Origin of the sequence: Varibaculum timonense, from assembly GCF_027694345.1 — a bacterium.
Taxonomy (GTDB): Bacteria; Actinomycetota; Actinomycetes; order Actinomycetales; family Actinomycetaceae; genus Varibaculum; species Varibaculum timonense_A.
On sequence record NZ_JAQEVU010000012.1, the window covers coordinates 1 to 12,174 of the forward strand.

The 12,174-nt window shown below is 48.9% G+C and carries 9 protein-coding genes, 2 tRNA genes and 1 CRISPR repeat array; of the genes, 2 read left to right on the forward strand and 9 right to left on the reverse strand.

Going from position 1 to position 12,174, the window contains the following annotated elements:
* Positions 1-234: 234 nt before the first annotated feature.
* Both PG728_RS08820 and PG728_RS08825 read right to left on the reverse strand, forming a co-directional pair.
* Positions 235-1,938 (reverse strand): hypothetical protein, encoded by a 1,704-nt coding sequence (locus tag PG728_RS08820; protein WP_270627153.1) that lies wholly within the window; start codon positions 1,936-1,938, stop codon positions 235-237.
* A complete protein-coding gene (locus PG728_RS08825) occupies positions 1,923-2,777 on the reverse strand; it encodes an ABC transporter ATP-binding protein (protein ID WP_270627155.1) in 855 nt (284 codons plus the stop codon). The genes PG728_RS08820 and PG728_RS08825 overlap by 16 nt, the downstream gene beginning before the upstream one ends.
* A 483-nt stretch (positions 2,778-3,260) precedes the next feature.
* Between PG728_RS08825 and PG728_RS08830 the strand changes: the two genes are divergently transcribed.
* Positions 3,261-4,067: a DUF4352 domain-containing protein gene (locus PG728_RS08830; protein WP_270627157.1), complete on the forward strand. Its 807-nt coding sequence runs from the start codon at positions 3,261-3,263 to the stop codon at positions 4,065-4,067.
* Positions 4,068-4,395: 328 nt separating this feature from the next.
* Here the strand turns inward: PG728_RS08830 and PG728_RS08835 are convergent, their stop codons facing one another.
* From PG728_RS08835 to PG728_RS08865, 7 genes are all read right to left on the reverse strand, one after another.
* Positions 4,396-4,620, reverse strand: a complete 225-nt coding sequence (locus PG728_RS08835; protein ID WP_270627158.1) for a helix-turn-helix transcriptional regulator — start codon at positions 4,618-4,620, stop codon at positions 4,396-4,398.
* Between the two features lie 487 nt (positions 4,621-5,107).
* Entirely contained in the window at positions 5,108-5,266 is a 159-nt protein-coding gene (locus PG728_RS08840; RefSeq protein ID WP_270627159.1) for a hypothetical protein, read from the reverse strand.
* 99 nt (positions 5,267-5,365) lie between these two features.
* A CRISPR array of direct repeats spans positions 5,366-6,182; the repeat unit is 37 nt; unit sequence GCTGGGATTCAGTTCTTATTTACCCCTGATATACTTG.
* 50 nt (positions 6,183-6,232) lie between these two features.
* Complete coding sequence (cas2, locus tag PG728_RS08845) at positions 6,233-6,553, reverse strand: CRISPR-associated endonuclease Cas2 (RefSeq protein WP_270627161.1); 321 nt, start codon at positions 6,551-6,553, stop codon at positions 6,233-6,235.
* A 5-nt stretch (positions 6,554-6,558) separates the two neighbouring features.
* A complete protein-coding gene (gene cas1, locus PG728_RS08850; RefSeq protein WP_270627162.1) occupies positions 6,559-7,446 on the reverse strand; it encodes a type II CRISPR-associated endonuclease Cas1 in 888 nt (295 codons plus the stop codon).
* A gap of 8 nt (positions 7,447-7,454) precedes the next feature.
* Positions 7,455-10,805, reverse strand: coding sequence for a type II CRISPR RNA-guided endonuclease Cas9 (gene cas9, locus PG728_RS08855; RefSeq protein ID WP_270627164.1), 3,351 nt, complete (start codon positions 10,803-10,805; stop codon positions 7,455-7,457).
* Between the two features lie 433 nt (positions 10,806-11,238).
* Positions 11,239-11,310, reverse strand: a tRNA-Asn gene (locus PG728_RS08860).
* A gap of 39 nt (positions 11,311-11,349) precedes the next feature.
* Entirely contained in the window at positions 11,350-11,889 is a 540-nt protein-coding gene (locus PG728_RS08865) for a hypothetical protein (RefSeq protein ID WP_270627166.1), read from the reverse strand.
* Positions 11,890-12,021: 132 nt separating this feature from the next.
* Here PG728_RS08865 and PG728_RS08870 point away from each other — a divergent pair.
* Positions 12,022-12,096, forward strand: a tRNA-Ile gene (locus tag PG728_RS08870).
* Positions 12,097-12,174 lie beyond the last annotated feature (78 nt).

Sequence of the window (12,174 nt, forward strand, 5' to 3'; positions counted from 1 at the left end):
TCTTAAAACCCCAACCCCAAGAAAAACGGACACATCTCCTGAAACCACACACCTCCATCTCCGCCGACAGACCAGGTTTTACCCCCTATTTATCTCAGTTTTTAGGGTGGTTGTTAGCGCTTCTCACCAGTTTTAACGCCAAAGTGACAGAAAACTACGCGAAGCTTTTTAGGCACTAACCCCAATTTCGCTACCCCATACGCGGCAAAGCACGCCTATCTGCGGCTTATTAGTTTATTCCCCGCTATAAATATGTTTTGGCCACGCCATCACTCGGCGTAGATTACGCACCTGGAAGCGTTCTAACAGTTTTCCGCCGCCGTAGATTCCCCCCACCAGCACCGCAGCGGTAATGAGGGCAGCTATCAAGAGCGAGACCCAAGAGGTATTAAGGAGGACGCAGACCAGCATAATTAATCCCGAAGGGAGAGCACACAGCAACAACGCCGCCATTGAGGATGCCATGGCAGCCAGCATAGATTTTCCACTTCCTCCCGAATTATTACGCAGAGCCGACTGTCCAGGTGCCGGACCGGGAATAGTAACCACCGCAGAAATCAAAGCATTTGCACCCAAAGCCACTAACAGGTAGCAGCAGGCTAAAATGGCAGATTTTAAAATTGCGGAGGTGTCCATTTTCAGTGCGAAACCAAAAATCAAAGTAATCGCCACCATCACCGGAAGTTGATAGCTAGCAAGAACCCCAACACGCACGGTTCTGTCAGTTTTACCGGCAACCCCGGCAATAATCTGATACCAGTAGGCGGAAGAATCATTGGACCACATATTCAGCAGCGCAGTTGCGGCCGTCACCGCTACCAGCAAGATAGTGCCGTTTAACGCCCAAAAAACCATTTCTCCCGAGGGATGGTTTGCCCACAACATAATCCCAAAAATAACTGCCACATACAGTATCGAAGATAGAGAAATAATTTGGCGCGGGTCTTTTCGCTGGTAATAACTTATTCTTGCCCAATGAATTTGTCCCACCGGCGACAGGGGTAACGCCCGAGCTAACAGAGGAATCTTCCACTCGTCCTCACTATTTTCCTTAAAGGACGCATCTAAGTTCTTAGCAGCGGATACTTCCGCTAAAACCTGCCCCCGCCCCATTAGAGCGTTCGCAAAAACCTTCGGCCACGCCCTCAAGATTAGAACCCCATAAAAGCAGGTAGAGAGGAGGGAGAGCGCCAAGCCCCAATAAAAGTGAGCCATCACGAAAGGAGCCAGCAGGAAAGGAGAAAGCGGAGTAAGTGCCAAGAAATACCAAAAAATCTGCGCCGTACTTCCGGTCAGTTTTTGCACCAGCAGCGGGAAAAACGCGGTTGTGTTACCGCTATCGGCAAGCCAATGCGGAATCATAGTCACCAGCAAGTATCCCAAGGCGATTACCACCAGCATACCGATACCGGTAAAAAGCTGGCGAGAGCTAGCGCGCTTGGCAGTTAATCGCGATACCAGCCGAGTTTGCAATATCTGAGTGAACGATGCAATCAAAAATACCCCTAGCAGCCCACTTAGAACGGTAAGCACAATCGCGCCAAGGCTACCGGCAGCTAGCCACCCCGCCAGCGACACCTCGTAGATAACGAAAACTACGCAAGAGGAAACACTGACGATATTAGCCGCGAGCAACCCGTAAGCTGCGCGCCGAGTAGGGGCGATATAGGGACCTAACGCCTGGGGGGTCAGGCTTTGTTCACCAGCTACCGATGCCGATACCATCATCATCCACACCAGGACGATAAGCAGCGCGTAATAGATTTGAATCGGAGCGGTAAGCCCCGCGTGACCTGCTTGCCAAAAGCCGGTTGCCACCCCAAGTAATATAAGTGCCACGTAGATGATAGCTAGGACACCGAGGACTATTCGCCACCACTGTTTAGTAAACTGTTTGGTTTGCAACCGCAGGTTTAACCGGATTAGCGTCCCAACCATGACAGGTCTCCTTCGCGTTGCTGATGCCCCCCTACCAACTGCAGGAAGCGCGAGTTGAGGTCTTGCCCTGCCGCGACTTCTTCGGTGGTTCCGGATACCAGAATACGACCCTGATTAATCACTGCCACATGGGTACATAATGATTCCACGGTCGCCATCACATGGGAAGATAACACTACTGTTCCCCCTAGCTTCACATATTCTTTTAACACCTGTTGTAGGGTGTTTGCCGAAACCGGATCGACCGCTTCAAAAGGTTCATCCAAAACCACTAGGCGCGGGGAGGTGACTAGCGCTAAAGCTAAACCGATTTTCTTGCGCATACCGGTCGAGTATTCGCTTATCGTTTTCTTTTTATCTAGCGGCAGTTCAAATGCTTGCAAAAGTGAACGGGAGCGCTGAATTGCGGTCTGTTTATCAAGACCGCGCAGCTGAGCGACAAATGTTAAATGTTCAATCCCGCTGAGACGGTCAAACATATGCATCCCGTCGGGTAATACCCCCAATGCTGCCTTTGCCGCTACGGGTTCGTCCCACATACTGATGCCATTAATGAAAACTGTGCCTCTATCAGGTTCTAAAAGACCGGTAGCGATAGACAGAAACGTGGATTTTCCAGCCCCATTAGGACCTACCAGCCCGAAAAATGAGCCGGCCGGTATTTGCAGATAAAGATGGTCTAAGGCAAGGTTATTGCCGTAGAGTTTCACCACGTCCTGAGCATCTATCGCATTAACTATCCCTGCGGGTTCTGGTGCGCGCCTCTCCGGGTTTTCTGGTGAATCCAGCTTAGGCTTGGGGTTAGGTTTGAGGTTAGGTTTCGGGAGTTCATGTTCCATGGGTAAAGACTAGCATCCCCCCATTCGCCAACTGTGCGACACCCATTTCTAGGGGGCAGGGCAGGTCCCCAAATCGCCCCGTTTACCTTTTCGCGGCCGTCCCCCATTTCCTAGGGGTAGGGCGACCCTCCCTTACGCCCTATTCCGTTTTGTGACCACCTCGCCTTCCCGAAACCACCCGGTCATACGGCAAGCACCCGGTCATCCCGCAACCACCTACTTTTCTTAAGGGGGTGGTTGTCGCAATCCTTTAAGGTCACCAAAAATCTTTTAGAATCCATCCGGCTATTAACTTGACATAGTACCCCCCCCCGCGAGAATCAAATGTAATGAACAGTGAAAATAATGCGGGGAATTATTGACCCGATTTTGGCAATATAACCGCTTTATTCTCGTGTTTCAGATATTGATTTGTAGGGTTCGGATTAACCGGAGAATCCTGCAGATTAATTTAGTATCCGCATCTATGGAAAGTAAGTAATCATGTCTGAAAATCAGCCTTTTGAAGCGCAAAACCCTCAGGGACAGTTTATGCAGCCTGCAGCGACTCCGCAGAAAAAATCGGGACTAGGAATTGCGGCTTTGGTTCTTGGAATTATTGCAATAGTCGGTTCTTGGATTCCAATTCTTAATAACATTTCTTTCTTGATAGCCATTATCGGTCTAATCCTGGGAATCGTTGGGATTTTCTCTATCCGTAAAGGAAAAGTGGGAGGGAAAGGTCTTACGATTGCTGCCGTTGTCATTAACGTTATTGCCATCGTAATCGTCATTTGTACTCAATGGGTGTTTGGAAAAGCTCTTGATGAAGCCACAAAAGAGCTAAATGCTGGCTCTACCGTAGTATCCACCAGCGAAAAAGCTGATTCTGGTGACGCTAAGAAGGATGAGAAAAAGGATTCTGGCGACAGCAAAAAGAACGAAGACACTAGCAAACTGGCTGTTGGGAAAGCAGTGACTTTGGATAATGGTTTACAAGTATCGGTAGATTCCAAAACCGAAAAAACTGATCAGGCAGGTAAAAAATACCTGCTGGTGACGGTAAGTTACAAAAACACCGGTTCTGAACCGGTAGATTACGCCAGTTACGATTGGAAACAAACCTCTTCGTCAGGGAACACGGAAGATCCGGAAATCGCTTTTCTTGACAAAGAGCCGTTGAGCAATGGAACTCTAAAAGCCGGTGGCACTGTTAGCGGGATTGTTCCAATTAAAACTGATGCAGCCAGCATTTCCTATTTCGGGAATCTTTTGGATAAAGAAGCGGCCGCTACCTGGGTACTCAAGTAGGTTCCACCGAGAGAACTTTCGGGCATTAGCCCGAACTTTCCCCTAGTATTAAGATTTTGGCGTGCTACCCATTCGCGTGGGTAGCACGCCAAAAATATAGATAGGGGTTAATAACCAAACCCGGGCTAATGCCCGAATGGGCATTAGCCCCCCCCCAAAAAACACCCTCCCGGTGCATTACCACCCTCCAGATACGGGTAATAGGCGCGATTACTTGCTGATTCTGCGAAAGCGGGAGGGTGAAACGTATCGGGAGGGTAAAACGGTTTGAAGGATACACCCCCACAGGACAGAGGAAAGGCTACTAAAGAAACTTTGAGCGCAGCGGTTAGGACTGCTGCTTGATGCTGCCTTTTGGTCTGCCAGGTTTGCCCGGGCGGCTGGCTTGCCAGTTGTCTACTGTTTGGGGTAGCCAGCCGTATTTGATGGCTTTTCCTGCTCCAATCGCGGCATCGGGGGCGGGGAATCTGCCTAGCTCTATATAGCTTTTTACAGTGTGAGGGGATAGCCCGAAACGCCGGGCTATCCCGTTCACGGTTAGGTAATTAATCATCGTGCTTGTTTTGGCGGTAGACGGCGATAACACCGGCGAGAGCTACTAGCGATATTGTTAGGTTTAGTATCTGGATAAACATTGTATTCCTCCTGCTTTTAGAAAAAGTTCCCCCTCCTTTCGGAGGGGGCTAACCTTTCATTTACTTATTGTGCATTAACCCCCCGGTCTACCCGGGGGGTTAATCTTTCGGTTTCCCTCAAGACCAGAGTCAGAACAAAAAGGCGGATCTAAACCCAATTTTCGTCATTGAAGACGCTATTTACGAGCATTAGGCTCTATTCACGACCCTTTCGGTCTACCAGGTTTTCCCGGGCGGTTGGCTTGCCAGATGTCTAACGTTTCTTTAGACCACCCGAAAACTTGGGCTTTCCCCTCTCCGATTATCACGCTAGGTAATGGGAAGATTCCTCTAGCGCGGTAGGTTGCGACCGTGCTAGGGGATAATCCTAGGTGTCTAGCAGCGCCAGCGCTTGAGAAGTATTTTTTAGCCATGCTGGCGAATCGCTAAGACTAGGGCAGACACTCCGCCTATCCCTATAGCTAGAGACAAAATTGCATTTGCCACTGATGGAAAGCTAACTATTTCGGTCAGCATAAAAAGACCGAAAGTAGTAAAAGCTAGGGGCATTGCTTTTATTTTCATCCTTATTTCCTCCTTTGTTTATTAGGATACCAGGTAAGGGACGTGCCCGTGCCTTACCCGGTAGCTTTAGCTACCTACCCTTGAGGAAGTTCCACATAGGGTGGGATTCAGTTCTTATTTACCCCTGATATACTTGCCCTCACGCCAATAACACCTCACGTAACGCTGGGATTCAGTTCTTATTTACCCCTGATATACTTGCTCTAGGGCTTCCATACGCTCCAAAGTCGCTGGGATTCAGTTCTTATTTACCCCTGATATACTTGCTAGCGGGCGCGATTAACCCCCCAGAGAGCTGGGATTCAGTTCTTATTTACCCCTGATATACTTGTCAACAACCCACGGTCACACGCCGCATAGCTGGGATTCAGTTCTTATTTACCCCTGATATACTTGAGCCTCACCTTCACTCGCTGTCAGAGTTGCTGGGATTCAGTTCTTATTTACCCCTGATATACTTGGGACGCGGAGGCGAGTGGTCTATCAACTGCTGGGATTCAGTTCTTATTTACCCCTGATATACTTGCACGCGGTTTAGGCTATCTCATGCGGATGCTGGGATTCAGTTCTTATTTACCCCTGATATACTTGGTCGATGGAAGTTCCGCCGTTTTTTAGTGCTGGGATTCAGTTCTTATTTACCCCTGATATACTTGGAGCCCGCGAGTTGCGCCCCAATCACCTGCTGGGATTCAGTTCTTATTTACCCCTGATATACTTGATGGACGGCGAAACCTACGTGGACGGCAGCTGGGATTCAGTTCTTATTTACCCCTGATATACTTGTGCGAAAGCGGTTATCTCAGCCTGACCGGCTGGGATTCAGTTCTTATTTACCCCTGATATACTTGGACCAGGCGAAACAACCGCGCCAAAGAAGCTGGGATTCAGTTCTTATTTACCCCTGATATACTTGGTCAGGGGTAAATAATCCCAGTTTATAAGGGTTTTTGTACTCATTTTTTCTCAAAAAATTGATAGTTGCTCAGGTTTTTTCTCTGCTTTACTAGGGGTTCCATTGGAAAAATGAAAGGTTCGAGACCATTGTTTATCCGTTAAGAAGATCATCCGAACGTTTCCTTGGGGAGGAATACCGGCACGGACTTGACCAATGGTGGTTACGTCGCTTAATCCTGCAGGAGTGTATTTTGCGTAAACACTGAACTGCACCATGCTGAATCCTAAATCCAAAAGCATTAGCCGATATGCGTTTGCTTCGCGCCGGTGGCGGGCGGTATCCACAGGCAAGTCAAACATCACCAGACACCACATGGGATTGTTACTCATGGAAACTACTTAAACCATTTAGGAGGAGAAAAGCTTTTTACTTGACTCTCTACATAAAGCCCAAATAACTGAGCTAAATCCTCAAATGCTGCAGGAATACCGATGCCGTCATCGCGATACTGGCTACTGGCCGCCGCCACCAGTTCGGCTTTACAATCAGCCGCAGAAGATTTACCCGCTTTTTTCAGACGAAAAACCTCCAAATCAACCAGTGGGCGAAAAATTTCCATCAAGTCATCAACCAGGCAAAACAGATTAGCTCGATTGTGGTGAAATATCCCCAGTGACGGTTCTAAACCGGCAGCTAACACCGCTCTTACCCCATGACCGCGGACAACCGTATAACCATAATCCAACATAGAATTAATGCCATCACCCAAACCTGGCTGACGCGAAAATTCTTTCCCGAACAGCGCAGACCAATAACGGCGGGCAGCTCTGCCTTCAGTATTATCTGGATCTCCAGAACGTACTATCTTTACCAATTCCAATAGATTCTTGCTATCTTTAGCTTTCCCACATAGCAGCAGAGTTTTCGCTTGATTTTCTATTTTCCGCTTCACCACTGCTTTCCAGGCGGTTTTTTGTTTAGGAATGCTCATGCCTGCCTGTGCAACTCGCCGCGCCGCCACCCGGGAATGGGGTCGCCATGCAAAGGCTCCTGCCTCGGGAATCCCCCGCCAATCGCAGAGCAAAACACACACATCTGCAGCGGTCAAACGATGAAGTACAGCTCCGGAGAGTTTAACTCCCATCCCAATAAGGACTACCGCAACATCAGCTACCGGCAGCGCCACCTGCGGCTTATCTTCTGGGTGTAGGACTATAGCTCCTGCTTTTGAGGAAACCAACCCAGAAAACTGGGTTAAATCAATAATTCGCCAGGCAGCCATATTTCCTCCTATATAGACCAGCTACCTGGTAGTCGCGAGGAATCTCTGCGAATATTTCCGAGCACATCACGACGGACTACCTTAGGTTTGCAGGTTGAAAATAGCTTATTGACTGCCGGTCTCCACCCTTGTTTTTGTAAAATTTCTTGAGTACCTGGCAGGGCATCTTCCGGCATTCCCTCTCCCGCCAAATATAGAGGACGCAGTCTGAGCTTATCTTCAGCAGGGAATCCATCTACCGACCAATGCGATATTCCAGGATATTCCGACAGTAGTTCTGCAATTGCCCCTTTTCTCTCCGCAGATAGATCTAGTTCCAGCTCGTCATCTACTACTAGCCAACCTAAATACTCAGCATTGCCTTCCCGGAAAGCCTCCCGTAACTTCATTTCGGCGTTTCGCACCGAAATACTTTGTTCGGGCAAATCAACCTGAAATAAATCAACCCCAGCTTTATTCGGTAAATCAATCGTAAATACTCTGAGCATGGCATATACCGGTTTCTTACGACCTAGAATTCGATAAATCCGTGCATGATGGATAGAAGTTCCCACCTCGACGCAGCCGCCGCGCACCTTCAACATAGGGGCACTTGTCGGGAAAATTGCCACACTGTCATTTGCATCAAAAGGACTGCCATTAACCACTATTCTTCGTTCCGGATTCGCCGGCAGACCCTCTGCCCACACAAAGTCGGGCAAGCGGGTTAATGCACACCACAAAGCGGGGGTTTCCGCCCGATCAATATCACTCATCGTCCAGGCATCACCCAGGCGTTTACGATGAAGTTTCTTCACTTCCTCATGTAGTTTCCCGTCTCCGAGCCGCAAACGGAAATTAGAGAACACTGGAATCTGGTCATCAGCCAACGCTTGGTTATAGATTTCTGTCAGATAACGCATCTGCTCTAGCCAAACTGAATAGATCTTTTGCTGAGCGAAAGTGCTACCATTCCAGCTCTTCCAATTTTGCTCACCACCAGCCATAATCTGTCCACGCCGAAGATTCTCTCGTTCTATCAAAGTCTGTGCTACTGCAGGACGTATCATCGCAATAGTGGCGGCATCCATAGCATGATGGCGCCTGTCCAGGCGGGTTTTGCCCCGTCCTCCAATCAGATTAACACGCCCTTCAAAACCTGAAGCTCGTCGGGCAGCAGCGGTAATCGAGCCATTAAACACTCGTACCGTAACTTTATTTTCAGATGTCGTTTTATCCCCTCCGTTAGTGTCATTCTTCGAAGCCAACTGACCTTGCGGGGTGCGATAACGCTGCTCAATCCGGTGAGCCAGCTCGCGCGCCATCCAACTGACAGCTTCCATGGAGCGGTTATCAATCTCGGGATCTGCTTTGGTACGCGATAGCCTGTCAATCACCCCCGCCCGCAATCTTTTGTCATCTTTAACAGAAGTATCGGTAAACCAACCTTTAACCCGAGAAATCGCCTCTTTCTGGCTAACCCCTGGGATATTTGTTTGCGCAGCCCAAACCGCAAAAGGAATATTGCTTTTCTCGTGGTTACACCGCCTACAAACCGCCACCAGATTATCCCTGGTATTTGTAGATCCCACCCCTCGCCGCGGGACGATGTGATCCATCTCTGCAGTGGCAAAAGTAATATGGGTGCCGCAGTAAAGACACTCGCAATGTTGCCGCTGCAACGCCTGTTGTTTGCGAATCGCAGCGATGCGGGGCAACCCCGAAAGATTCTGACTCCCCTCTATCTGCTGCCGAGCCTCCTCGTTTTTCTTAAAACGTTGCGCTTGGAAACGTTGCAGTTCATTCGCCTTTGCCTTAGACATGAAGGCTTCTCGCACGTGCTCAATATTGACCTGTTGCGGAATCCCCCATTCGGCTTCTGCTCGCAGCAACCAGCGATTAACGCCCTTCAAAACCCTGTCCACCACTGGATTACCCACCGGTTCACCCACCGGAACTGCAGGCGGCTTCCACTCCTGCGAAACCTGGAACTCTAGTTCTCGAGCCTGCTGCAAATCGACATTATCGGCTAAAATCCGTTCAGTTATTCGCCCCAAACTCTCTACCGAATAGGCTGCCCTGCCAATCGGGAGCTTCACCGATGACTCCAATTTCTCCAAATCTTCATCATTTAGACTAGCGACAAATTCAGCAGCTATCTGCTCTTCACGGCTACTAGCCTCACCGGGTGAGGAAGCGCGAGATATTTGCTCAATAAACGCACACCTCTCCAGGTAACTCGCTGCACGCCACCACTGTTGCACGGGCTTGATACTGCACTTAGTCAAACGGATATTCGTTTCATCAACCGGCGGAGTGTTCCCCGTTCGCTCCCCATCAGCCGTCAATTTCCCGGTTCCTACCAAATCCTGGCGTTCAATCCCCAAAACTTGAGCCACCTCTATCCAGGTGGGAACCTTCTTACGGTCTGGGTCGCTTAAGAACTTGAACAAGGACATCGTTTCTTCACCAGTCAAGCGGCGTTCTTTCTGTCCATCCTCGCCCTCGCATATCCGCAGATTAGCGATAATGGTGGCAATTCGATAACGCTGAAAAGCCGGATGAGCCTTTTCCGCGCGTTCTAAATGCTCCTGCCCTGGCAAAGCATCTTTCCCCACCTTTTCGGCGGCACTACCTTTGGGTGATTTTGCGGCGAAAACCTTATCGATTAACTGATTGCCTAAATCTTCGCTTATTTTCTGACGGGAAAATATCTTTTTAAGCTCTGCAGCGTAATCAGTTTGCAGGAGTTTACCAGCTAAAATACCGGCGTCCCCACGTAACTTCTCCCCGCTATCAAGTAGATAAAGCAACTGACCTGGGGTTAATCCCTCGGGCAAAATTCGGCCAGTTTTTTCTGCAACTCGCGACCTCAAAGCAACGACTTCATCGGATTCCGGGTGCGAAACATGTAGACTGCTAACCGATACCCAAGGCGAGCGCCAGCCTCTATGCCGTGCTATATGCCTTATCGCAATTGCCAGTTTTTCCTGGCGTATCCGCTCATCCTCTATATATTCTTCAACAAGTTGAGCGCGAACTTTCCACGGTTCGTGTGGATCTGGATATTTTTCTAAATTTGGCAGCGACCAACCGAGACCAGCCAAAAACTTATCCAACTCCGCGAGTCGTTTACGCCTGTTCCTGATGAGGCGACGCGTTCTGCGAGTTCGTCCCGAAATAGCCTTCCGAGTTTCCTGAGTTTTACCGCCATCTTTACCGACCCCAGCATCGTGTAGCAGCACTGAAAGATTTAGAAATGCAATCGGATTGTCGTCATCATCAATCTCAAGAGCACAAAACCCAGTAGAGTTCCGCCCCACATCAATACCAATCCGATAACGCCGCTTATCTTTAGGGGTATTTTCCTTGTTGTTCATAGAACCAGGATAAACAAATTACATGACTAAGTGGGAGAAAACACACTTCCACCTCAAAAGATGAGGTGGAAAAATAGCCAAAAGGCTGAGCATTCAACTTCGCTAACGAGGCGAAGCTTACTGAGATTCAGTTCTTTTTAACTCTAAGGCGTTAAGCAAAAAAGTGCAAGCAAATCGAGAAATAACTCCCTGAAACACCCTCCCGGTGTATTATCACCCTCCAGATGCGGGTAATAGGCGCGATTACTTGCTGATTCTGCGAAAGCGGGAGGGTGAAACGTATCGGGAGGGTAAAACGGGTTAGAACCCCGCCGGACTTAACTGAAAAGTAGCAAGAAAAGGCTGCTACCCCTGAGACGTTAAAAACAAGAACTAAACGGAGAAATAAAGAAAATATATACCCCTAAAAGATACTGTAACAAGGGGTTTTAAGCTCCCCCAACTGGACTCGAACCAGTAACCCTTCGATTAACAGTCGAATGCTCTACCATTGAGCTATGGGGGATTAACCTAGACAAGCCTACCGTGAGAGGGCGCAAACCACCTAATCCTCAAAGCGGACAGTTACCCCTAGTTTTTGTTCCCATTCACACACCGCAGAACATAAATACTGCTGGTCAGCATAGTTTTCAAAACTAGATATAGGTGGATACAGATATAAATTGCGGTTATCGTCACGCAAAATCTGTGCGGTAACTCTCTGCCTTGAGGGCAGCTGCAAAGGAGTGGCAAACACCTGCGTCTCACTTAACGCTTCCCGGATAATGTCCATAAAGCCATACCCAGGGGCCTGAGCCGGAGAAATCAACAAATCCTCGCCCTCGTGAAAAACTATGCGGAGCGTGCCATTTTCACTGTCCCAGCGGGCGTTAGCAATCTGATACCATCCGTAGCGCTGTACCTGCGCCTCACTCTCGCACCCCCCATTTTCCCCACAATCAATAACGAATAACGCCCGCATGGTCACCAATAAGAAACGATTCGAATCAATAGACAGGAATTCAAAAACTCTATCTGAGGACGTCAGGCAGGACTTGACTGCCGCGGGAACCGTTTTGCGCCGTAACCTACTAAAAATAGCCATCACCACCACCCTAAACTATCTTTAGCCTCTCGGCAGCAGACCTCACTTTAGAGGACGAACTTTAACAACCGCTTACACCAGCCTAAATAGGCGCAATTAAATAATCCGCCAACTATCCGGTAGGCTAGATTCGCCCCGTTAGCTCAGTCGGTTAGTAGCAGCGAACTCATAATTCGTTGGTCGCGGGTTCGAGTCCCGCACGGGGCACTCTGTGTCCTCCCCTATAAGAGGGGGTCAAAACTCTTATTCCGCCAAAACAAACCGGGCATTAGACCACCAAGCCCC

Coding starts and splice junctions, on each gene's coding strand:
- PG728_RS08820 (WP_270627153.1), bottom strand. CDS start 1,938: ATGGTTGGGACGCTAATCCGGTTAAACCTGCGGTTGCAAACCAAACAG.
- PG728_RS08825 (WP_270627155.1), bottom strand. CDS start 2,777: ATGGAACATGAACTCCCGAAACCTAACCTCAAACCTAACCCCAAGCCT.
- PG728_RS08830 (WP_270627157.1), top strand. CDS start 3,261: ATGTCTGAAAATCAGCCTTTTGAAGCGCAAAACCCTCAGGGACAGTTT.
- PG728_RS08835 (WP_270627158.1), bottom strand. CDS start 4,620: ATGATTAATTACCTAACCGTGAACGGGATAGCCCGGCGTTTCGGGCTA.
- PG728_RS08840 (WP_270627159.1), bottom strand. CDS start 5,266: ATGAAAATAAAAGCAATGCCCCTAGCTTTTACTACTTTCGGTCTTTTT.
- cas2 (WP_270627161.1), bottom strand. CDS start 6,553: ATGAGTAACAATCCCATGTGGTGTCTGGTGATGTTTGACTTGCCTGTG.
- cas1 (WP_270627162.1), bottom strand. CDS start 7,446: ATGGCTGCCTGGCGAATTATTGATTTAACCCAGTTTTCTGGGTTGGTT.
- cas9 (WP_270627164.1), bottom strand. CDS start 10,805: ATGAACAACAAGGAAAATACCCCTAAAGATAAGCGGCGTTATCGGATT.
- PG728_RS08865 (WP_270627166.1), bottom strand. CDS start 11,889: ATGGCTATTTTTAGTAGGTTACGGCGCAAAACGGTTCCCGCGGCAGTC.